The sequence below is a fragment of the Bacillus sp. TE8-1 genome (genome assembly GCF_008368855.1).
In the GTDB taxonomy this organism is placed as follows: Bacteria; Bacillota; Bacilli; order Bacillales; family Bacillaceae_G; genus Bacillus_A; species Bacillus_A cereus.
The window spans coordinates 668,955-691,494 of the sequence record NZ_QPET01000014.1; the positions used below are offsets into that span (position 1 = coordinate 668,955).

The following is a 22,540-nucleotide window of genomic DNA, read 5'->3' on the forward strand; positions in this document are numbered from 1 at the left end:
ATCTTTCTTTGTGGTACGTTTCAATTTATAATAGCAAATGGAAGGAGAGTGCTTATGTCTTTAACAAATGAACAACAAGAGCGATTTCAAATTTTGCTCCAGCAGTTGCAAATACCAGACGACCTTATAAATCAATATTTACAAGGCGGTGGTATTGAAAGGCTCGTTATTGATAAAGCGAATAAAAGTTGGCATTTTGATTTACAAGTGCCACGTATTTTGCCTACAGAATTATATGAATTGCTAGAAACAAAGCTTAAGCAATCATTTTCTCATATTGCAAGAACAACATTTGCATTAGAAACAGAGAATAAACAATTTACAGAAGAAGAAGTGAGGGCGTATTGGCCGCTTTGTACGGAACGAATTACATTTTCACCTATGTTCGCATACTTAAAGAAGCAGCTTCCGCAGGTGAATGGTGTGAAGTTGCTAATAAATGTGAATAACGAGCTGGAGTCTACTGCTTTAAAGAAAAACGTTGCGAAACCAGTAGGGGATCAATACGAAGTTTTTGGATTCCCGCGTTTTCAGTTAGACACACATATACAGCAAAATACAGAAGAAATGCAAAAGTTTCGTGAACAAACGCAGCAAGAAGACCGCGAGCGTGTTATACAAGCTATGGAAGAAATGGCGAAGAAGCAAGCTGAAGAAAGCAGCGTTGTGTATGAAGGACCGATTACACTCGGGTATCTTATTAAGCCAGATGAAGAGATTACACCGATGCGAGAAATTCAAGATGAAGAAAGAAGAAAAACGGTTCAAGGATATGTCTTCCATGTAGAAACAAAAGAGCTTCGTAGTGGACGTACGTTATTAACTTTAAAAATAACGGATTATACGGATTCTATTATGATCAAAATGTTCTCGCGTGACAAAGAAGATATTCCAATGCTGCAATCCTTGAAAAAAGGAATGTGGGTGAAAGCGCGTGGTTCTGTTCAAAACGATACATTCGTTCGAGATTTAGTAATGATTGCAAATGATATTAATGAAATAACAGGACCGTCTCGTAAAGATAAAGCACCAGAAGGCGAAAAACGAGTAGAGCTGCATCTCCATACTCCGATGAGTCAAATGGACGCTGTCACTCCAGTTTCTAAGCTTGTTGCTCAAGCTGGTAAATGGGGACATGAGGCTATTGCGGTTACAGACCATGCCGTGGCTCAGTCTTTCCCAGAGGCGTATTCTGCGGGGAAGAAGGCTGGAGTTAAAGTTATATATGGTGTAGAAGCAAATCTAGTTAATGATGGTGTACCGATAGCGTATAACGAAGCGCATCGTTTACTTGCAGAGGAAACGTATGTTGTTTTCGACGTTGAGACGACAGGTTTATCAGCTGTATACGATACAGTAATTGAGTTGGCTGCCGTAAAAGTAAAGGGTGGCGAAATTATTGATCGCTTTGAATCTTTCGCAAATCCACATCAACCATTATCAGCGACGATTATTGAATTGACAGGTATTACAGATGATATGTTAACTGATGCACCTGAAGTGGACGAAGTGTTTAAAAAGTTTGAGGAATGGATGGGCGACCATACACTTGTTGCCCATAACGCGAGCTTTGATATGGGCTTTATTAACGTAGGTTTTAAAAAGGCTGGACTAGAAAAAACGAATAACCCCGTTATTGATACGTTAGAACTTGCACGATTCTTATTCCCAGAAATGAAAAATCATCGATTAAATACGATGTGTAAAAAACTTGATATTGAATTAACACAACATCACCGTGCGATTTATGATACAGAAGCGACGGGATATTTACTTGTGAAAATGTTGAAAGACGTAATTGAAAAGGGATTTGAATATCACGATCAATTAAATGATAGCATGGGACAAGGGGATGCGTATAAGCGTGGCCGTCCAAGTCATATGACGTTACTTGCCACATCAGATGTTGGATTGAAAAATTTATATAAACTTGTTTCATATTCTCACCTTAATTACTTTTACCGTGTACCACGTGTGCCGAGGTCACTATTAAAAAAATACCGTGAAGGAATTTTAGTAGGAACGGCTTGTGATAAAGGTGAAGTGTTCGAGGCAATGATGCAAAAGGCACCTGAAGAGGTAGAAGAAATTGCCCAGTTCTATGATTACATTGAAGTAATGCCTCCAGAGGTGTTGCGTCATTTAGTAGAACGTGAACTTGTTCGAGACGAAGGTCAATTAAAAACAATTATTTCTAACTTAGTAAAACTAGGTGAGACGTTAGATAAACCAGTTGTTGCTACAGGAAACGTGCATTATTTAGACCCTGAGGATGCAATGTATCGTAAAATTTTAGTCAGTTCGCAGGGCGGAGCCAATCCGTTAAATCGACATTCATTACCGCCAGTACATTTCCGTACAACTGATGAAATGTTAGAATGTTTTTCATTCTTAGGTGAAGACAAAGCGAAAGAAGTTGTTGTAACAAATACACAAAAGATTGCGTCATTAATTGGTGATGTGCATCCAGTAAAAGACGATCTATACACACCGAAAATTGAAGGTGCTGATGATGAAACGCGTGATATGAGTTATAAAATGGCGCGTAGCATTTATGGTGAAGAGCTACCGGAAATTGTAGAAGCACGTTTAGAAAAAGAATTAAAAAGTATTATTGGGCATGGATTCGCCGTAATTTATTTAATTTCACATAAGCTTGTGAAAAAATCGTTAGTAGACGGATATCTAGTAGGTTCGCGTGGATCGGTAGGGTCATCATTTGTTGCAACGATGATGGAAATTACAGAAGTAAACCCATTACCACCACACTATGTATGTCCGAAGTGTAAGCAATCAGAATTCTTTAATGATGGTTCTGTAGGTTCTGGTTTTGACTTACCAGATAAAGAATGCCCTGCTTGTAATATTCCATATGTAAAAGATGGACATGACATTCCGTTCGAAACGTTCCTTGGATTTAAAGGAGATAAGGTACCCGATATCGATTTGAACTTCTCCGGGGAATACCAACCACGTGCCCATAACTATACGAAAGTACTGTTCGGTGAAGACTATGTATATCGTGCAGGAACGATTGGTACAGTTGCGGAAAAAACTGCTTACGGATATGTAAAAGGTTATGCAAATGATCATAACTTAACGATTCGAAATGCAGAGATTGATCGCTTAGTAGCAGGGTGTACCGGTGTAAAACGTACAACAGGACAGCATCCAGGCGGTATTATCGTTGTGCCAGATTACATGGATATCTTTGATTTCTCACCAATACAGTATCCAGCTGATTCAATTGGTGCTGAATGGAGAACAACGCATTTTGATTTCCACTCGATTCATGATAATTTATTGAAACTTGATATACTAGGACACGATGATCCGACCGTTATTCGTATGTTACAAGATTTAAGTGGTATTGATCCGAAAACAATCCCAACGGATGATCCAGAAGTAATGAAAATTTTCTCTGGTCCAGAATCGTTAGGGGTAACGGAAGAACAAATTAACTGTAAAACAGGTACACTTGGTATACCAGAGTTTGGTACAAAATTCGTAAGACAGATGTTAGAAGAGACAAAACCGACGACATTCTCAGAGTTAGTCCAAATTTCTGGACTATCACATGGTACTGACGTATGGCTTGGTAATGCAAACGAGTTAATTTATAACGGTACATGTACGCTGAGCGAAGTTATCGGTTGTCGTGATGACATCATGGTATATTTAATCTATCAAGGTCTAGATCCATCATTAGCCTTCAAAATCATGGAGTCGGTTCGTAAAGGTAAAGGTGTACCGGAAGAATGGGAAGAAGACATGAAAAATAATAATGTACCAGGTTGGTATATTGATTCATGTAAGAAGATTAAATACATGTTCCCTAAAGCCCATGCGGCTGCTTACGTACTTATGGCTGTACGTATCGCATACTTTAAAGTACATTTTGCACTGTTATTCTATGCCGCATATTTTACAGTTCGTGCAGATGATTTTGATGTAGAGGCAATGGCGAAAGGTTCAGCATCTATACGTGCAAGAATTGATGAAATTGCTCAAAAGGGACTCGATGCTGCGCCGAAAGAGAAGAGTTTATTAACGGTACTAGAAATGACACTTGAAATGTGTGAGCGTGGATACTCATTCCAAAAGGTGGATTTATACCGCTCACATGCAACAGAATTTATTATTGATGGAGATACATTAATCCCTCCATTTAATGCAGTACCTGGTCTTGGCACAAACGCAGCTTTAAGTATTGTAGAAGCACGTAAAAATGGAGACTTCTTATCAAAAGAAGACTTGCAACAGCGAAGTAAGGTTTCGAAAACAATTATTGAGTATTTAGATAGCCAAGGTTGTTTAGGAGACTTACCGGATCAAAACCAGTTATCACTGTTCTAGTAGGTAGGAAAAGTCTTTGCAAATCAACATTTCCTATGATATACTATTAACCGAGATAACCATGTCATGTATATTGTGTAAAGAAAAGAGTGGGGAAACCCACTCTTTCGTGTTACTATCTATGTTTTATCTACGTAGATAGGTAAAAGATTTCTGTCGTATATACATATTTTGTTACAAGTTTTACTTCTTAAATTTGGTAATACTAAGACAGATAATCCCTGCTAACAGCAGGGGCTTTTGTTAGCTAACGAGAAAGAATAAGATAGACCGTTTTTAAATTGGCGGGGTCTTCTTCTTTTAAATGGTACATGACGGCAGGAAGGAGGCTGTTTATGGATAAGAAAGTCACAGAAGTTGTAGAAGCATTTGCGCAGCCGATCGTTGAAGAGTTAAATCTTGAACTTGTAGATGTAGAGTATGTGAAAGAAGGACAAGACTGGTTCTTACGCGTATTCATCGATTCTGAAAAGGGAGTCGACATTGAAGAATGCGGTGCGGTAAGTGAACGTTTAAGCGAAGCTTTAGATAAAGAGGACCCAATTCCTCATCTTTACTTTTTGGATGTATCATCTCCTGGAGCGGAACGCCCATTAAAGAAAGAAAAAGACTTCCAGCAAGCGGTAGGAAAACAAGTGGCAATTAAAACATATGAGCCGATTGATGGTGAAAAGATGTTTGAAGGAAAGCTGCTTTCTTACGATGGTACAACAATAACATTATTATTAACAATTAAAACACGTAAAAAAGAAATCCAAATTTCGATGGATAAAGTCGCAAATGCGCGACTTGCTGTTACGTTTTAGTTAGAAGGGGGATCTTCATGAGCACTGAGTTATTAGATGCTTTGCTCGTATTAGAATCTGAAAAAGGCATTAGCAAAGACATTATTATTGATGCGATTGAAGCAGCTTTAATCTCTGCTTATAAGCGCAATTTTAATCAAGCACAAAACGTTCGTGTGAGCTTTAACCCAGAAGTGGGAACAATTCAAGTTTTAGCACGTAAAGACGTAGTAGACAATGTGTTTGATCCACGTCTTGAAATTTCTGTAGAGGAAGCAAGACAAATTAATCCAAACTATCAAGATGGTGACGTACTAGAAATTGAAGTAACACCAAAAGACTTTGGTCGTATTGCAGCACAAACTGCAAAACAAGTTGTAACACAACGAGTGCGTGAAGCAGAGCGCGGTGTTATTTACTCTGAGTTTAGTGACCGTGAAGAAGATATTATGGTAGGTATTGTACAACGTCAAGATGCTCGTTTCATCTATGTAAGCTTAGGAAAAGTAGAAGCTTTATTACCTGTAAGCGAGCAAATGCCTAATGAGCAATACAAACCACATGATCGTATTCGCGTATTCATTACGAAAGTAGAAAAAACGACAAAAGGACCACAAATTTACGTATCACGTACACATCCTGGTCTTTTAAAACGTTTATTCGAAATGGAAGTTCCTGAAATCTATGATGGAACTGTAGAAATTCGTTCTGTAGCACGTGAAGCTGGCGATCGCTCTAAGATCTCTGTATATGCAGAGAACACTGATGTTGATCCAGTTGGTTCTTGTGTAGGACCAAAAGGGCAACGTGTACAACGCATTGTAGACGAATTAAAAGGTGAAAAAATTGACATCGTTCGCTGGTCAAATGATCCAGTTGAATATGTTGCAAATGCATTAAGCCCATCACAAGTTGTTAAAGTACTTGTAGATGAAGAAGAAAAAGCGACAACAGTAGTTGTTCCAGACCACCAGCTATCATTAGCTATCGGTAAGCGTGGACAAAATGCACGTCTTGCAGCTAAATTAACAGGCTGGAAAATTGACATTAAGAGTGAGTCTGATGCGAAACAACTTGGTATTGTAACAGAAGAAGATAGCGTAATCGCATTTGGATTCGATTCAGTGGAAGACGAAATCGAATAGAGGTGATGAGTATGAGCAATCGAAAAGTTCCGTTACGAAAATGTGTTGCAACGCAAGAAATGAAATCAAAACGAGAGCTCGTTCGCATTGTTCGTTCCAAAGAGGGAGAAGTGTCCATTGATTTAACTGGGAAAAAATCAGGACGAGGTGCTTACTTGTCGAAGGACAAGGAGAGCATTCTTCAAGCTCAAAAGAAAAATGTTTTGGAACATCATCTAAAAGCGAAAATCGACGGTTCTTTATATGAAGAGCTTCTTGAGCTTGTTGAGAAGGAGTCGAAATAAGTGTCCGATTGGAAATCGTTTTTAGGACTAGCAAACCGGGCTCGGAAAATTATTTCGGGTGAAGAACTCGTTTTAAAAGAAGTACGAAGTGGCAAAGCAAAACTTGTATTGCTATCTGAAGATGCGTCAGTAAATACTACAAAACGCATCACAGATAAAACTACGTACTACAACGTACCAATGAGAAAGGTCGAAAATCGACAACAATTAGGGCATGCGATTGGGAGAGATGAGCGAGTCGTTGTAGCTGTGTTAGATGAAGGCTTTGCGAAAAAGCTGCGTAGCATGCTCGATACAAATTACCGGGGGTGAAGGTATGAGTAAAATTCGAGTGCATGAATATGCAAAAAAACATAATATCTCAAGTAAAGATCTTATGACAAAACTAAAAGAAATGAATATCGAGGTTTCGAATCATATGACAATGTTAGACGATGAAGTAGTAAATAAATTAGATAATGAATATCAAACTGAAAAACCTTCTGTTGCAGATGAGTTTGAAGTAGAAGAAAAAGTTGTTCGCAGTAAAAAGAACAGCAATAAGAAAAAGAAAAAAGGCAAAGGGAACGAAGACAAACGTCAAGAGAACTTTGCTGGTAGACAACAAACTCAAATTGTAGAAACACCAGATAAAATTACTTTCTCTGGAAGCCTTACAGTAGGAGATCTTGCTAAAAAATTAAGCAAAGAGCCATCTGAAATTATTAAGAAGCTCTTCATGCTTGGAATTATGGCAACAATTAACCAAGACTTGGATAAAGATACAATTGAGTTAATTGCTAACGACTACGGTATTGAAGTAGAAGAAGAAGTAATTGTGAGCGAGACTGAGTTTGAAACATTCATTGATGAGCAAGATGATGAAGAGAACTTAAAAGAACGTCCAGCTGTAGTTACAATCATGGGACACGTTGACCACGGTAAAACAACATTACTGGATTCTATTCGTAACTCAAAAGTAACTGCAGGCGAAGCGGGTGGAATTACTCAGCATATCGGTGCATATCAAGTTGAAGTAAACGATAAGAAGATTACATTCTTAGATACACCTGGTCACGCAGCATTTACAACGATGCGTGCTCGTGGTGCACAAGTAACGGATATTACAATCCTTGTTGTTGCAGCGGATGACGGTGTTATGCCACAAACGGTTGAAGCAATTAACCATGCGAAGGCAGCAGGAGTACCAATTATTGTTGCTGTGAATAAAATGGATAAACCAGCTGCAAACCCTGATCGCGTAATGCAAGAACTAACAGAATATGAATTAGTTCCAGAAGCTTGGGGCGGAGATACTATTTTCGTACCAATTTCTGCAATTCAAGGCGAAGGCATTGACAACTTACTAGAAATGATCCTTCTTGTAAGTGAAGTAGAAGAATATAAAGCAAATCCAAACCGCTATGCAACTGGTACAGTAATCGAAGCACAGCTTGATAAAGGTAAAGGAACTATCGCGACATTACTTGTTCAAAACGGTACGCTTCGAGTTGGAGATCCAATCGTTGTTGGAACTTCATTCGGACGTGTTCGTGCAATGGTAAGTGATATTGGTCGTCGTGTAAAAGTTGCTGGTCCATCAACTCCTGTTGAAATTACTGGTTTAAACGAAGTACCACAGGCTGGAGATCGTTTCATGGCATTCGCTGATGAGAAGAAAGCTCGTCAAATCGGTGAATCACGTGCACAAGAAGCTTTAGTTGCACAACGTGGTGAGAAATCTAAATTAAGCCTTGAAGATTTATTCCAACAAATCCAAGAGGGCGATGTAAAAGAAATTAACTTAATCGTAAAAGCAGACGTACAAGGTTCTGTTGAAGCGATGGCAGCATCACTTCGTAAAATTGATGTTGAAGGTGTAAAAGTTAAAATCATTCACACTGGTGTAGGTGCGATTACAGAATCTGATATCATTTTAGCTTCTGCATCTAATGCAATTGTAATTGGATTTAACGTACGTCCAGATGTGAACGCGAAGCGTACAGCTGAATTAGAGAACGTTGATATTCGTTTACACCGTATTATTTATAAAGTAATCGAAGAGATTGAAGCAGCGATGCAAGGTATGCTTGATCCAGAATTCGAAGAAAAAGTAATCGGTCAAGCAGAAGTTCGTCAAACGTTTAAAGTAACAAAAGTTGGAACAATCGCAGGTTGTTACGTAACAGACGGTAAAATTACGCGTGATAGTGGCGTACGTATTATCCGTGACGGCGTAGTAATTTTCGAAGGACAACTTGATACGTTAAAACGTTTCAAAGACGACGTAAAAGAAGTTGCACAAAACTATGAGTGTGGTATTACAATTGAGAGATATAATGATCTTAAAGAAGGGGACATCATTGAAGCGTACATTATGGAAGAAGTGAAGCGATGATTATCGCTTCACTCTCATTCGAGTGTATGATTTACGATGTGCATTCTTTAAAAGAGAAACGTGCAATTTTACAACGTGTGTTAACTCGTGTGAAACAGCGCTATAATGTAGCTGTTTCTGAAGTTGGGCATCAAGATGTATGGCAACGTACAGAAATTGCAATTGTTTCCGTATCCTCAAATCGTGTTATCTGTGAAAAAGAAATGAATCGTGTACTTGAGTACATCGATTCATTTCCTGAAATTGAACGTACAATAACACATTTGGAATGGTATTGAATGAGGTGAAGAGTTATGAAATTACGTGCGAACCGTGTGGGCGAGCAAATGAAAAAAGAATTAGGCGATATTATCAGTCGTAAAATTAAAGACCCACGTATTGGATTTGTTACAGTAACAGATGTACAAGTGAGTGGTGATTTACAAATTGCTAAAGTATATATTTCTGTTTTAGGTGACGAAGAACAGAAAGAAAATACTTTAAAAGGTTTAGCGAAGGCAAAAGGCTTTATTCGTTCAGAAATTGGCCAACGTATTCGTCTTCGTAAAACACCGGAAATTACCTTTGAGTTTGATGAGTCTATCGGATATGGTCATCGAATTGATACACTTTTACATGAAATTAATAAAGACGGTAAACGTGAAGAATAATGGATAGACATTTGTCTATCCATTTTTTCAATGCAAAATAAGTTTTGGATATTTAATACGAAAGAATTATGATGAGGTGAACATATATGGAAGGTGTAGTATTATTACATAAGCCAAAAGGCATGACATCACATGATTGTGTATTTAAATTAAGAAAGATATTGCGAGAAAAGAGAATTGGTCATACGGGAACATTAGATCCAGATGTAACAGGAGTATTACCTATTTGTGTGGGACGAGCAACGAAAATTGCACAATTTTTAACAAGTGAAACGAAAACATATGAAGGTGAAGTAACATTAGGGTTTTCAACGACAACTGAAGACGCTTCTGGTGAGGTTGTTGAAACGAAAAATGTAGATCGTACTATTACTCGTATGGAAGTAGAGAAAGCTCTTGCGGAATTAACAGGCACGATTGAACAAATGCCACCAATGTTCTCGGCTGTAAAAGTAAACGGGAAAAAATTATATGAATATGCAAGAGCAGGACAAGAGGTGGAACGTCCAGTTCGTACAATTACAATTCATGAATTCGTATTACTTGATGATCGTGAAGTTTTTGAAGGTGAAAATATTTCATTCCGTTTCCGTGTAACGTGTAGTAAAGGAACATATGTAAGAACATTAGCTGTAATGATCGGGGAGAAACTTGGTTTCCCATCACATATGTCTCACCTTGTAAGAACGGCATCTGGTGAATTTTTATTAGAAGATTGCATATCATTTGAAGAAATTGAAGAAAACGTGCAAAATGGAACAGTAGAGTCTATCTTCATTTCAATTGATGAAGCATTAAGTAAGTTTCCAAAAATGGTTGTAGATGAAAAGCAAGCAGAGAAAATAAAGAATGGTATGTTCTTAAAGAATGAATTAGAAATAACAGCACCATTTATTACAGTGTTTGATAAAAATGATCGTTGCTTAGCAATTTATGAACATCATCCGAAACATCCTGGCATGTTAAAGCCGATGAAAGTACTTGTGAATAATCAAGAACTAAAGCTATAATGAATTATTGGAAGGATTATTACAGAAAAAGGTGAATTCAAGCGTGAAACTTATTCATTTAACTCATCCACATGAACAAAATAAATTAGAATTACCACCTACTGTAATGGCATTAGGATTTTTTGATGGCATTCATTTAGGACATCAATGTGTAATTCGAACTGCGAAAAAAATAGCGGACGAACGAGGATATAAAAGTGCAGTTATGACATTTCATCCTCATCCATCTGTTGTTTTAGGGAAAAAGGATGCGCATGTGGAGTATATTACACCAATGCGCGATAAAGAAAAAATAGTCGAAAGCTTAGGAATCGATATATTATATGTGATTAAATTTGATGAATCATTTGCAGGGTTATTACCGCAACAATTTGTAGATGATTATATTATTGGTTTAAATGTAAAGCATGTAGTAGCAGGGTTTGATTATTCATATGGACGTTTAGGAAAAGGAAAGATGGAGACTTTACCATTTCATGCAAGAGGGGAGTTTACACAGACTGTGATTGAAAAAGTTGAATTTCAAGAAGAGAAAGTAAGTTCTACAGCATTACGAAAGTTAATTCGAAATGGCGAAATGGAGCAAATTCCATCTATTTTAGGTAGAGCCTATACTGTGGCGGGAACAGTTATACACGGCGACAAACGTGGGCGTCAAATTGGTTTTCCAACAGCTAATGTAGGTTTAAGTGATGAGTATTTATTGCCACCTGTAGGTGTTTATGCAGTGAGATTAAAAGTTCACGATGAATGGTACGATGGTGTATGTAATATTGGATATAAACCGACTTTTAAAGAAGATGAGCGTCAATTATCAATTGAAGTGCACTTATTTGAATTTAACAAAGATATATACGATCAAAATGTTACAGTAGAGTGGCATATGCGTATAAGAGCAGAAAAGAAATTCAACGGTATTGATGAGTTAGTTGAACAAATCGCAAAAGATAAGAAAACAGCACAAGAATATTTTATGAGCGAAAAGAATATACTTGCTTTTTCAAATGAAAAGTAGTATTCTATGTTATGTACTTTATGACAACCATTGCTTGGCATTGCGACTCACCGACGCTTGCTAGGTAATTGGGGGTTTAATTAATAGGAGGTGAAATAGGATGGCTTTAACACAAGAACGTAAAAATGAAATCATTGCACAATTTAGAACTCATGAGACTGATACTGGTTCTCCAGAGGTTCAAATTGCTGTCCTAACGGAGCAAATTAACACTCTAAACGAGCACTTACGTACTCACAAGAAAGATCATCATTCACGTCGTGGTCTATTAAAGATGGTTGGTAAACGTCGTAACTTACTAACTTACCTTCGTAATAGCGATATCACACGTTACCGTGAATTAATCACAAAGCTTGGCTTACGTCGATAGTCAAAGAAGCGGGAATATTCCCGCTTTTTTGTTAGGTAAAAATATATCTTCTACGCTTTATAGCTTACTTAATTTTAGGCAATACTAGAGGTAGAATATTGTGATATACTATCCATTTACATAGAAGAATTGAATACTTTAAATTGAGAGGGGTACTTAAATGAGTCAAGAAAAGCAAGTCTTCTCGATAGATTTAGCTGGTCGCCAGCTAACAGTTGAAACTGGTCAGCTTGCAAAACAAGCGAACGGAGCAGTATTAGTAAGATATGGCGATACAGCGGTTCTATCTACAGCAACTGCATCAAAAGAAGCAAAAAATGTAGATTTCTTCCCACTTACAGTAAACTATGAAGAGCGTTTATATGCAGTCGGAAAAATTCCTGGCGGTTTTATTAAGCGTGAAGGTCGTCCAAGTGAAAAAGCAATTTTGGCAAGTCGTTTAATCGACCGTCCAATTCGTCCGCTATTCGCAGATGGCTTCCGTAACGAAGTACAAGTTGTCAGCATTGTAATGAGTGTTGATCAAGATTGTTCTTCTGAAATGGCAGCTATGCTTGGTTCTTCATTAGCGTTATCGATTTCAGATATTCCATTTGAAGGTCCAATCGCTGGTGCGACAGTTGGCCGTATTAATGGCGAATTCGTTATTAACCCAACAGTAGAACAGCAAGAACAAAGTGATATCCACTTAGTTGTAGCTGGTACGAAAGATGCGATTAACATGGTTGAAGCAGGAGCAGATCAAGTACCTGAAGAAACAATGTTAGAAGCAATTATGTTTGGTCATGACGAAATTAAACGTCTAATTGCATTCCAAGAAGAGATTGTACAAGCTGTAGGTAAAGAGAAATCAGAAGTGAAACTTTATGAAGTTGACGCTGATCTTAACCAAGCTGTACGTGAAATGGCTGAAGAAGATATGCATTCAGCAATTCAAGTACATGAGAAACATGCACGTGAAGATGCAATTAACGAAGTGAAAAAACGTGTTATTGAGCATTACGAAGCGCAGGAAGCTGACGCTGATACATTAGGACAAGTAAATGAGATTTTATATAAAATTGTAAAAGAAGAAGTACGTCGTCTTATTACAGTTGAAAAAATCCGTCCAGATGGCCGTAAAGGTGACGAAATCCGTCCGTTAGCATCAGAGGTTGGTATTTTATCTCGTACACACGGTTCTGGTTTGTTCACTCGTGGACAAACACAAGCATTAAGTATTTGTACATTAGGTGCATTAGGCGATGTGCAAATTTTAGATGGTCTTGGTGTAGAAGAATCAAAACGCTTTATGCACCATTACAATTTCCCATCATTTAGTGTTGGTGAAACAAGACCAATGCGTGGACCAGGTCGTCGTGAAATCGGTCACGGTGCACTAGGAGAACGCGCACTTGAGCCTGTAATTCCATCTGAAAAAGATTTCCCATACACAGTACGTCTTGTATCTGAAGTTTTAGAATCAAATGGTTCTACTTCACAAGCAAGTATTTGTGGTAGTACTTTAGCAATGATGGATGCTGGTGTTCCACTTAAAGCTCCAGTTGCAGGTATTGCAATGGGTCTAGTTAAAACTGGTGAGCATTACACAATTTTATCTGATATTCAAGGTATGGAAGATCATTTAGGTGATATGGACTTTAAAGTAGCAGGTACAGCACAAGGTGTAACTGCACTACAAATGGACATTAAAATCGATGGTCTATCTCGTGAAATTTTAGAAGAGGCATTACAACAAGCAAAAGTTGGTCGTGTGCACATTCTAAATCATATGTTATCTGTTATTCCAGAGCCACGCACTGAATTATCAGCGTACGCTCCAAAGATTATTACAATGACAATTAATCCAGATAAAATCCGTGACGTTATCGGACCGAGCGGTAAACAAATCAATAAAATTATTGAAGAAACTGGCGTTAAAATTGACATCGAGCAAGATGGCACAGTATTCATTTCTTCAATAAACCAAGAAATGAACGACAAAGCTAAGAAAATTATCGAAGATATCGTTCGCGAAGTACAAGTAGGTGAAATCTACGAAGGAAAAGTGAAACGTGTTGAGAAATTCGGTGCTTTCGTTGAATTATTCAGCGGTAAAGATGGATTAGTTCACATTTCTGAACTTGCACTTGAGCGTGTAGGTAAAGTAGAAGACGTTGTAAAAATCGGTGACGTAATTACGGTTAAAGTTATCGAGATTGACAAGCAAGGTCGCGTAAATCTATCTAGAAAAGTATTGCTAAAAGAAGAGCAAGAAAAAGAAGCTGCTAAAGAAGAAAACAAACAAGAGCAGCAATAAGTAAAAGCCAGTTTAACTGGCTTTTTTTGTTATGTAAAAAACATGATGTTCAATATATTTTTATGTCGGTATAGGTATAGTTTTCATTATAACGCTCAAATTAACAAAGATAAGAAGAAAATGTTTTTATATAGTTAATTTGGGAGGGTTTATATGAAAGTTCGTATATTGGCATACATATGTATATTTTCTTTATATGTCAGTTTAGGCTCTTATTCTGTTTTTGCGCAAGATAACTTGCATGAAGAAATTCAAAAGCATGCAAAACAGTATGAGATTGCACCTCAAAATGCGATGATTGATAAAATATGGAAGGCAACACCTGGATATAATGGAAGAGAAGTGGATATTGAAGCATCGTATAATAATATGAAGAAGCTAAAGGAATTTGATCAAAAATATCTTGAATTCAAAGAAGTCTCACCGAGTGTTCATTTAGAAGATTTATCACCAGCTCCAATTTATAGAGGGCATCCAAATAAAAAGATGGTAGGATTAACAATAAATGTGGCATGGGGAAATGAGTATTTGCCTCGCATATTAGAGATATTGAAAAAGCATGATGTGAAGGCCACTTTCTTTTTAGAAGGACGTTGGGTGAAAGAAAATTTGCGATTTGCAAAAATGATTGTCGATGCAAAACAAGAAGTTGGAAATCACTCATACACACATCCAAATATGAAAACGTTATCGTCAGATGAAATACGAGATCAGTTACAAAAAACAAATCGAATGATAGAAGTAGTAACGAATCAAAAAGTAAGATGGTTTGCCCCGCCGAGTGGAAGTTTTCGAGATGAAGTCGTAAAGATTGCAGATGATTTTCAAATGGGAACGATTATGTGGACTGTAGATACGATTGATTGGAAGCGCCCTGAGCCGGATGTACTATTGCAGAGAGTAATGAGAAAAATACATCCAGGTGCTATCATATTAATGCATCCTACTTCGTCTACAGCAGAGGCTTTAGATATAATGATTACAAAATTGAAGGAACAAGGATATAAAGTGGGGAATATAACTGAATTACTGGATGAAAAACGTGTGGATTAAATACATTTGCATGACATTCATCCTTAAACTTGTTATCATTAAATAATAGCGTTTTATTTAGAGAAACTGGCAGTAGGAGGAAAGTTTTTGATTAAAAAATATACTTGTAAAAATGGTGTAAGAATAGTTATGGAGAATATACCAACTGTAAGATCGGTTGCAATTGGTATTTGGATCCATGCGGGATCAAGAAATGAAAATGAAAAAAATAATGGGATTTCTCACTTTTTAGAGCATATGTTCTTTAAAGGGACAGAAACACGTAGTGCACGAGAGATTGCAGAATCATTTGATAGCATTGGTGGTCAAGTGAATGCATTTACTTCAAAAGAATATACATGTTACTATGCAAAAGTATTAGATGAGCATGCTAAATATGCTTTAGATGTTTTAGCAGATATGTTCTTTAATTCAACATTTGATGAGGAAGAACTGAAAAAAGAGAAGAATGTCGTATGTGAAGAAATTAAAATGTACGAAGATGCTCCAGATGATATTGTGCATGATATGTTAACGAAAGCAACATATGAAACGCATCCACTTGGATATCCTATTTTAGGAACAGAAGAAACGCTTAATACGTTTACAGGTGATACGTTACGTCAATATATAAAAGATCATTATACACCTGAAAATGTAGTTGTATCAATCGCAGGAAATATTGATGAAGCATTTTTACAAACAGTGGAGCAATATTTCGGTAGTTATGAAGGAACAACAAACCGTGAACAAGTACATAGCCCAATTTTCCATTTCAATAAGGTAGCCCGTAAAAAAGAAACGGAACAAGCTCATTTATGTCTAGGATATAAAGGCTTACAAATGGGACACGAAGATATTTATAACTTAATTGTATTAAATAATGTTTTAGGCGGTAGCATGAGTAGCCGTTTATTCCAAGAAGTACGTGAGCAACGTGGATTAGCTTACTCAGTATTTTCTTACCACTCTTCTTATGAAGATACAGGCATGTTAACACTTTACGGTGGAACAGGTAGCCAACAATTAGATACATTGTATGAAACAATGCAAGAAACATTAGAGACATTGAAAAATACAGGTATTACAGAAAAAGAGCTTATGAATAGTAAAGAGCAATTAAAAGGAAACTTAATGTTAAGTTTAGAAAGTACAAATAGCCGTATGAGCCGTAACGGTAAAAATGAATTGCTTCTTCGTAAACATCGTTCACTTGATGAGATTATTGAAAGTGTAAACACTGTAACAAAAGAAAATGTGGACGGATTAATTCGCAATATGTTTACTGACGAGTTCTCTGCGGCACTTATTAGTCCAGACGGAAAACTTCCAAAAGGAATAAAACTATAATCAATTTTTACGATGTATAAAAAATAACCTTCTCTCTTTTTAAATGAGAGAAGGTTATTTTTTTTATACATATAGAATAGGTACTAATTATAGACAATGCAAATGAAAAATTCATTAGGGGAGTGGAGTGTGTATGCGATTAAGTGAATTAAGTGGTAAAGAGGTTGTAGATATAGAAAAAGCGGAAAAAATGGGAGTCTTAGGTTATATGGATTTAGAGATTAATGAGAAAGACGGGCAAATACAAACACTTATAATACCTGTAGGGAAGTGGGGAGGTTTTAAAAAGGAACCACAAGAAGTAAGGGTGGCATGGAGTCAAATAAAGAAAGTCGGACACGATATGCTTCTTTGTGATAGTATAGATCGTTCAAATTCGGAGTGAAGGATGGCCATTTTGGTCATCTTTTTTTGTATCTACATAGAAACCTGATAAATCATATGTGCATTTGGATTTTCAATCACCATAAACTCGTACATTACATATGATGTGGAGGAAAAAGAAAAAGTAGGCACTTTTCTTATAAATGACAGAAAAAGAAGGTGAATTAGGGAATGTTGACTGAGATGCATATTGCTGTCATAGGAGGAGATGCAAGGCAGCTAGAAGTAATTCGTAAGCTAGTTGAATTGGATGCGAAACTTTCTTTGATAGGTTTTGATCAGTTAGATCATGGTTTCACAGGGGCAGCAAAAGAAAGTATACAAAATTTAGATTTCACTTCTGTAGACGCAATTATTTTGCCGGTTGCCGGTACAAATGCCAAAGGAGAAGTAGATACTATTTTTTCAAATGAAAAAGTTTCAATAACGAAAGAACAAATTGAAAATACACCAGAACACTTTACTATATATTCAGGTATTGGTACACCTTACTTGGAAAATCTCGTATCTACTACGAACCGAAAACTTGTTAAATTATTTGATCGTGATGATGTAGCAATATACAATTCTATTCCAACGGTAGAAGGTACATTAATGATGGTAATTCAACATACCGACTATACAATTCATGGGTCCAATGTAATGGTTCTAGGATTTGGTAGAACAGGAATGAGTGTTGCGAGAGCATTTCAATCATTAGGAGCCCATGTCAAAGTTGGAGCAAGACGATCTGAACATATTGCACGTATTACAGAAATGATGTTTTCTCCTTTTCATATGCAAGACATAGAGAAAGAAGTAGGAAATATCGATATTGTAATTAATACGATTCCGCACCTCGTTGTAACAGCGAATGTTATTGCAAAAATGCCAGCTCATACGTTAGTGATTGATTTAGCTTCTAAACCAGGCGGTACTGACTTTAGATATGCGGAAAAAAGAGGAGTCAAAGCATTGCTAGCACCTGGATTACCAGGTATTGTTGCCCCAAAAACGGCTGGGCAAATCTTAGCAAATGTTCTTTCTCAGTTATTAGCAGCAGATGCAATCGCAAAGGAGGAGGAAAAGAAATGAGTTTGAAGGGGAAACGAATTGGTTTCGGATTTACAGGTTCACATTGTACGTATGAGGAAGTTATGCCGCACTTAGAAAAATTAATTGCTGAAGGAGCAGAAGTACGTCCTGTTGTTTCATACACTGTTCAATCAACAAATACTAGATTTGGAGAAGGAGCAGAGTGGATTAAGAAGATTGAAGAAATAACAGGTTTTAAAGCAATTAATTCAATTGTTGGAGCAGAGCCACTTGGACCTAAAATTCCATTAGACTGCATGGTAATCGCTCCTTTAACAGGAAATTCTATGAGTAAATTTGCAAATGCAATGACAGACTCTCCAGTACTAATGGCAGCAAAAGCGACGCTAAGAAATGGCAAGCCTGTCGTATTGGCGGTTTCGACGAATGATGCTTTAGGGTTAAATGGGGTAAATCTAATTACACCAACAAGGTGACGACAAAGCATAAACGCTTATATGTCGCCACCTTGAGGGAGCTTAGGGTAAAGCACAAGTTCGAAATCATCGAGCCTTTGCCACTTTTCCTTTTTATAAACAGCCTTTTCTAAAACTGACTTTAGGAGGCTGTTTTTCTTTTTGGGATCATCTGTTTTAAAGTACAGATCAAGAACATGCTCCACTTGAGGTATTGTATCTTTCTTCACTTTTTCCTTCTTAATTTCGGTTTTAATTTCTTTCTTTAAGTTTTCCATAGTGGAAGTAATTTCAGTAATGCGATCAGAAACTACATTCGAGCGTTCTAAAAACATATCGACTGTGTAAACGCCACGCTCTAATAAATCATGTAAATTATTTTTTTGTTTTTGGACATCCACTAATTCTTTTTCAAGCTTGCGTAATGCAGCTTCATTCATTTGAATGACTTGTGTTTCTTTTGATTTGTCATCTTGCTTATGTTTTTCAAAATCAGCTTTATAATTGATGTACCATTCTTTTAATGCCTCGAGTAAACGCTTCTCAATTAATTCAGTATAACTTGATTTGTTTTCACAGCCACGGTGTTTACAATCCATCGTTTCTTTTCGATTCTTCGGATAACGTTGGACCATGCTATAACCACATTTACTACATTTAATAATGCCAGCTAGAGGATTTTTAATTCCGTTCGTATTGTAAGGAACGTGATATCTTGAGTTTAATTTTTCTTGTACTTGTTCAAATAAACTTTCAGGTATGATTGGCTCATGTTTGCCATCAGCAATAATCCAATCTGATTTATCTTGTCTTGCACAACTACGCTTCACAGCGTCAGGACGTTTTACTTCTTTTCTCTTTTGCCAAGTCACCTTTCCGATGTACACATTGTTTTTTAATATATCTAAGATGCTATAGGGGTTCCAATCATTACCGAGTTTACTTTTATATCCAAGATCATTTAACTTGCTTCTAATTGCACTCGCACCCATATCTTCATTTGCATACCAATCAAATATCATTCTTACAACAGAAGCTTCTTCTGAATTAATGGTTAAAGTACGTTCTCGCTTATTTAAACGGTGGATATCATAACCATAAGGCGCATGGGTACCGAGGTAATTACCAGCCTCCACGCTTGCTATACGGCCGCGCTGCATACGTCGTGTAATAATCTTTAACTCCTTACGAGCCATAAACGCTTCAAATTCACTGTATTCTTCATCCCACTCATCATTAAGGTCATAAGTCTTCCTAGGCGTCATAATCTTCGTATTCGAGCGTTTAAACGTCTCTAAAATGATTCCTTGTTCTTTCATACCACCACGACCTAAACGGTCCATATCCATACAAAGAACAACATCATATTTGTTATCTTCAATTTCTTCAAGCAATGCTAACATTTCAGGTCGTTTCACTAAACTCTCACCAGAAACGATTTCCTCACGAACAGATAAAACATTTAAGTTCATTTCCTTGGCAATTTTCAGCAGGGTAGTTCGATGTTTTGCTAATGTTTCGCCTTCGCCGCGTGCTTCAGCTTCAAGATCAGCGCGGGATTTTCTTAAGTAGATTGCAGTTTTCATAAGATTACCTCCTTAGCTTAGTAACTATTATATAAAAGGCGTTTATTTTCAAGAAGTATAAGTAATGAATAATAAAAGAAAACCCTATTTAAAGGATTTTCTTTTATATACTTAAAGCGTTTGTAGAAGTTTCTAACGAAAATTTAAATTTTCATAGTGTGTTTGAAATTAATGAAAAGTTTTTGATGTGTATTATTACTTTTAGTTATCGTCATCATCTTCTGATTTAATTTCTAAAAATTCGAGGTATACCTTGGCTGAATAATCGCATATATAAAATACATATTCCTTTGAACGGTATCTATCATATAGTAATGCTCTACTCTCATCTACCATATGAGAATGAATTAAGTCTAAATCTTTAATATATTCTTCAGAAACAATCCTTGATAAATATAGAATTTCCTTTTTTTCAGTCGTTTGATTCACAATATACATCAGGAAACCAGTTAGGGCGATAGGGATTACAATAATAAAAGCCCAAGCACTATAAGTACGAAGATATAGTACTGTTGAGGCAAAAACTGGACAGTAAAAAAATAAAGAGCTAATTATAGTTATAAAAGCTAGGATCATAATTAGTTTTTTATGAGAGTTCCATTTTTTTGTTACAAACAAAGTAAGCGATAAGAAGATGGAACATATCAACAAACTACACGTAAGAAAGAGTAAGAAATTATTTTGATTTTCAAACTTTGTCATTAGACTAAGACCATCCATGAATAGAAAACTTGATGCAGGAATGATATAAAGCATTATTAAGAGAACTATATATATACCAATTGAATTACTTAAATTTAATTTAGCCTGGTTTAATTTTGTTAAAAATAAGCGATCCCTTTCTCTAAAATGTATGAGTTTGAGATACATAATTGGAATAGCTGAGAAAAGTGAAATAATAAACGGAACTAAAAACTTCCAAACGTCATTCATTTTTGAACAACTCCTTACAATTTTTTTAGTTGTTTAATTACCTGATTTGTTGCACCTTGCTACTTTATCGTAAAAATAAACTGCCTGTTTCTTTGCAATCGGATCGTCATCCATTTCTTCTAATTGAGATAACGCAGAACGTGCAGTATCGCAATCCATTTTTTCAATTTCTTGTCTCTCGAATCGTTCACGGCGAGAGGCTGCCGCCCTATCGAAAGCTTCCCCTTTCTCCTTTGGATCAGCGGCTTGAAGTTTTCTTATTTGCTCCTCCTTGAATCGCTCCAATTCAGGCCCTTCTATTTTTGGTACTGACTGATTAATGGAATCATTTTCTTCGAGTTGTTTTTCTTGATTCTGATGTTGTTCTACTTTGGTTGCTTGTTCTTGCTTCGCTTTTTCTTCCGCCTGGCGTTGGACTTCAGCTTCCTGACGTTGTTGTTCGTCTTCTTTAACTGGATTATTAGTATCACAACCAACTAGTCCAATAGATAAAAAGAGCGCTGTAAATGGTATTAGGTATTTTTTCATTATTAATCCTCCATAATTTAATAGAATTACACCTGCTTTCTTAATAAACGTAAGTTTTTAAACGAGCGAATCCTCCAGGAATCCCATGAGCCTCCGCAATTTCTTGAATAGATAAACGAGTATCTTTATAAGCAGAAATCATTTCATCGGTAAGTAACAATTCTACAGCAAATGTATTCGCTTCGATTTCTAGGCGATCCACTGAAAAGAAGGTTTGGTTACGCAAGAAGGGGGTATTTGCTTTGGGATGAAGTACAGCATGACCTAATTCATGTGCACAAACAAATTGTTGAGTGGTTTCGTTAATTCTATTATTAATATGAATGAATTTAAAGCGTTTATAAGTGTTGTAAAAACCAAGAGTATTCCCAAGGTCTTCAAACAACACTATAATATCTTTTCGTTTAGCAATTTCAAAGGGGTTTGTTGTGCCGTGTTTTTTTACGATTTTCAGTACGTAGTCTTTAATCTTCATTTCTCGCTCCGTTCAATCTTTTTTGTACTTGTTTGGAGTGAATTTTTGTTTGGCTAATTGTTTTGCCATGCGCATAGAGTTTTCTAGAGAAATACGAATCATTTCTTTTGTGTGTTCGTCTATTGGTTCTCCGTCAAACATTAACGCTTCATCGCTGTTTTCTAGCTCTTCTAAGGTTTTTTCTAAATCACGTGCAATATCACGTTCTTCTTTAATTGATAATTTAGATGGATTATTAGATACCATTTCTTTTGTTTGGGTTCTATCTAACAGATAATCTGTTGATACCTCAAAAAAGTCTGCAATTTTCTTTAAAGTATCATAATCTGGTTCACGCTGGCCCTGCTCATAATTAGCTAATTTTCCTCTTGAAAAGCCCAAACGATCAGCGAGTTCATATTGACTTAGTTTTTGTTTTTTTCTAAGTTCCGATATCTTTTTTCCAAGCATAAATTCTTCCTTCTTTCTAAA

Annotated in this window: 21 protein-coding genes and 1 pseudogene; 17 read left to right on the forward strand and 5 right to left on the reverse strand. The window is 36.6% G+C overall.

Features of this window, described 5'->3' with window-relative positions; translation table 11 throughout:
* Window positions 1-54: 54 nt before the first annotated feature.
* The 17 genes and pseudogenes from DN404_RS15380 to dpaB all read left to right on the forward strand — a co-directional run.
* Complete coding sequence (locus DN404_RS15380) at window positions 55-4,356, forward strand: PolC-type DNA polymerase III (protein ID WP_000060005.1); 4,302 nt, start codon at window positions 55-57, stop codon at window positions 4,354-4,356.
* Window positions 4,357-4,691: 335 nt separating this feature from the next.
* The gene (gene rimP / locus DN404_RS15385; protein WP_000359096.1) at window positions 4,692-5,162 is read left to right on the forward strand and encodes a ribosome maturation factor RimP; all 471 of its coding nucleotides are present in this window, start codon (window positions 4,692-4,694) and stop codon (window positions 5,160-5,162) included.
* 17 nt (window positions 5,163-5,179) lie between these two features.
* Window positions 5,180-6,286: a transcription termination factor NusA gene (gene nusA / locus DN404_RS15390; protein ID WP_000102604.1), complete on the forward strand. Its 1,107-nt coding sequence runs from the start codon at window positions 5,180-5,182 to the stop codon at window positions 6,284-6,286.
* 11 nt (window positions 6,287-6,297) lie between these two features.
* On the forward strand, window positions 6,298-6,570 hold the full coding sequence (rnpM, locus tag DN404_RS15395; protein ID WP_000071127.1) for an RNase P modulator RnpM: 273 nt from the start codon (window positions 6,298-6,300) through the stop codon (window positions 6,568-6,570).
* Window positions 6,571-6,882 carry a YlxQ family RNA-binding protein gene (locus tag DN404_RS15400; protein ID WP_001286523.1) on the forward strand — a complete coding sequence of 104 codons (312 nt, stop codon included), beginning with the start codon at window positions 6,571-6,573 and terminating at the stop codon, window positions 6,880-6,882. It abuts the gene before it with no gap.
* 4 nt (window positions 6,883-6,886) lie between these two features.
* Complete coding sequence (gene infB / locus DN404_RS15405) at window positions 6,887-8,947, forward strand: translation initiation factor IF-2 (protein ID WP_000036343.1); 2,061 nt, start codon at window positions 6,887-6,889, stop codon at window positions 8,945-8,947.
* Entirely contained in the window at window positions 8,944-9,225 is a 282-nt protein-coding gene (locus DN404_RS15410) for a DUF503 domain-containing protein (RefSeq protein ID WP_000582363.1), read from the forward strand. Before infB ends, DN404_RS15410 begins: the two co-directional genes overlap by 4 nt.
* 15 nt (window positions 9,226-9,240) lie before the next feature.
* Window positions 9,241-9,597, forward strand: coding sequence for a 30S ribosome-binding factor RbfA (gene rbfA, locus DN404_RS15415; protein ID WP_000776437.1), 357 nt, complete (start codon window positions 9,241-9,243; stop codon window positions 9,595-9,597).
* Window positions 9,598-9,683: 86 nt separating this feature from the next.
* Window positions 9,684-10,607 carry a tRNA pseudouridine(55) synthase TruB gene (truB, locus tag DN404_RS15420; protein WP_000399350.1) on the forward strand — a complete coding sequence of 308 codons (924 nt, stop codon included), beginning with the start codon at window positions 9,684-9,686 and terminating at the stop codon, window positions 10,605-10,607.
* Window positions 10,608-10,650: 43 nt separating this feature from the next.
* The gene (gene ribF, locus DN404_RS15425; RefSeq protein WP_000766706.1) at window positions 10,651-11,622 is read left to right on the forward strand and encodes a bifunctional riboflavin kinase/FAD synthetase; all 972 of its coding nucleotides are present in this window, start codon (window positions 10,651-10,653) and stop codon (window positions 11,620-11,622) included.
* 100 nt (window positions 11,623-11,722) lie between these two features.
* On the forward strand, window positions 11,723-11,992 hold the full coding sequence (rpsO, locus tag DN404_RS15430; protein WP_001229392.1) for a 30S ribosomal protein S15: 270 nt from the start codon (window positions 11,723-11,725) through the stop codon (window positions 11,990-11,992).
* A gap of 160 nt (window positions 11,993-12,152) precedes the next feature.
* Window positions 12,153-14,291 (forward strand): polyribonucleotide nucleotidyltransferase, encoded by a 2,139-nt coding sequence (gene pnp / locus DN404_RS15435; protein ID WP_000076737.1) that lies wholly within the window; start codon window positions 12,153-12,155, stop codon window positions 14,289-14,291.
* A gap of 153 nt (window positions 14,292-14,444) precedes the next feature.
* Entirely contained in the window at window positions 14,445-15,344 is a 900-nt protein-coding gene (locus DN404_RS15440; protein ID WP_149215167.1) for a polysaccharide deacetylase family protein, read from the forward strand.
* Window positions 15,345-15,431: 87 nt separating this feature from the next.
* Window positions 15,432-16,673, forward strand: a complete 1,242-nt coding sequence (locus tag DN404_RS15445) for a M16 family metallopeptidase (protein ID WP_000592996.1) — start codon at window positions 15,432-15,434, stop codon at window positions 16,671-16,673.
* Window positions 16,674-16,806: 133 nt separating this feature from the next.
* Window positions 16,807-17,058, forward strand: a complete 252-nt coding sequence (locus DN404_RS15450; RefSeq protein ID WP_001239759.1) for a YlmC/YmxH family sporulation protein — start codon at window positions 16,807-16,809, stop codon at window positions 17,056-17,058.
* A 170-nt stretch (window positions 17,059-17,228) separates the two neighbouring features.
* Window positions 17,229-18,131, forward strand: coding sequence for a dipicolinic acid synthetase subunit A (gene dpaA, locus DN404_RS15455; RefSeq protein WP_000954735.1), 903 nt, complete (start codon window positions 17,229-17,231; stop codon window positions 18,129-18,131).
* Window positions 18,128-18,553, forward strand: a pseudogene (dpaB, locus tag DN404_RS15460) (dipicolinate synthase subunit B); the annotation flags it as partial. The gene dpaA and the pseudogene dpaB, both read left to right, overlap by 4 nt.
* A 32-nt stretch (window positions 18,554-18,585) precedes the next feature.
* On the opposite strand, the gene DN404_RS15465 reads toward dpaB, so the two are convergent.
* The 5 genes from DN404_RS15465 to DN404_RS15485 form a co-directional block, all read right to left on the reverse strand.
* A complete protein-coding gene (locus tag DN404_RS15465; RefSeq protein ID WP_149215168.1) occupies window positions 18,586-20,133 on the reverse strand; it encodes a recombinase family protein in 1,548 nt (515 codons plus the stop codon).
* Between the two features lie 201 nt (window positions 20,134-20,334).
* Entirely contained in the window at window positions 20,335-21,066 is a 732-nt protein-coding gene (locus DN404_RS15470; protein WP_149215169.1) for a hypothetical protein, read from the reverse strand.
* Between the two features lie 33 nt (window positions 21,067-21,099).
* Window positions 21,100-21,594: a hypothetical protein gene (locus DN404_RS15475; protein ID WP_098300743.1), complete on the reverse strand. Its 495-nt coding sequence runs from the start codon at window positions 21,592-21,594 to the stop codon at window positions 21,100-21,102.
* Between the two features lie 40 nt (window positions 21,595-21,634).
* A complete protein-coding gene (locus DN404_RS15480; RefSeq protein WP_098300744.1) occupies window positions 21,635-22,069 on the reverse strand; it encodes an ImmA/IrrE family metallo-endopeptidase in 435 nt (144 codons plus the stop codon).
* A gap of 12 nt (window positions 22,070-22,081) precedes the next feature.
* The gene (locus DN404_RS15485; protein ID WP_016077312.1) at window positions 22,082-22,519 is read right to left on the reverse strand and encodes a helix-turn-helix domain-containing protein; all 438 of its coding nucleotides are present in this window, start codon (window positions 22,517-22,519) and stop codon (window positions 22,082-22,084) included.
* Window positions 22,520-22,540: the final 21 nt, after the last annotated feature.

Coding starts and splice junctions, on each gene's coding strand:
- DN404_RS15450 (WP_001239759.1), top strand. CDS start 16,807: ATGCGATTAAGTGAATTAAGTGGTAAAGAGGTTGTAGATATAGAAAAA.
- DN404_RS15475 (WP_098300743.1), bottom strand. CDS start 21,594: ATGAAAAAATACCTAATACCATTTACAGCGCTCTTTTTATCTATTGGA.
- dpaA (WP_000954735.1), top strand. CDS start 17,229: ATGTTGACTGAGATGCATATTGCTGTCATAGGAGGAGATGCAAGGCAG.
- rpsO (WP_001229392.1), top strand. CDS start 11,723: ATGGCTTTAACACAAGAACGTAAAAATGAAATCATTGCACAATTTAGA.
- rbfA (WP_000776437.1), top strand. CDS start 9,241: ATGAAATTACGTGCGAACCGTGTGGGCGAGCAAATGAAAAAAGAATTA.
- DN404_RS15440 (WP_149215167.1), top strand. CDS start 14,445: ATGAAAGTTCGTATATTGGCATACATATGTATATTTTCTTTATATGTC.
- rimP (WP_000359096.1), top strand. CDS start 4,692: ATGGATAAGAAAGTCACAGAAGTTGTAGAAGCATTTGCGCAGCCGATC.
- DN404_RS15485 (WP_016077312.1), bottom strand. CDS start 22,519: ATGCTTGGAAAAAAGATATCGGAACTTAGAAAAAAACAAAAACTAAGT.
- DN404_RS15470 (WP_149215169.1), bottom strand. CDS start 21,066: ATGAATGACGTTTGGAAGTTTTTAGTTCCGTTTATTATTTCACTTTTC.
- pnp (WP_000076737.1), top strand. CDS start 12,153: ATGAGTCAAGAAAAGCAAGTCTTCTCGATAGATTTAGCTGGTCGCCAG.
- infB (WP_000036343.1), top strand. CDS start 6,887: ATGAGTAAAATTCGAGTGCATGAATATGCAAAAAAACATAATATCTCA.
- DN404_RS15480 (WP_098300744.1), bottom strand. CDS start 22,069: ATGAAGATTAAAGACTACGTACTGAAAATCGTAAAAAAACACGGCACA.
- nusA (WP_000102604.1), top strand. CDS start 5,180: ATGAGCACTGAGTTATTAGATGCTTTGCTCGTATTAGAATCTGAAAAA.
- DN404_RS15410 (WP_000582363.1), top strand. CDS start 8,944: ATGATTATCGCTTCACTCTCATTCGAGTGTATGATTTACGATGTGCAT.
- DN404_RS15380 (WP_000060005.1), top strand. CDS start 55: ATGTCTTTAACAAATGAACAACAAGAGCGATTTCAAATTTTGCTCCAG.
- truB (WP_000399350.1), top strand. CDS start 9,684: ATGGAAGGTGTAGTATTATTACATAAGCCAAAAGGCATGACATCACAT.
- DN404_RS15465 (WP_149215168.1), bottom strand. CDS start 20,133: ATGAAAACTGCAATCTACTTAAGAAAATCCCGCGCTGATCTTGAAGCT.
- rnpM (WP_000071127.1), top strand. CDS start 6,298: ATGAGCAATCGAAAAGTTCCGTTACGAAAATGTGTTGCAACGCAAGAA.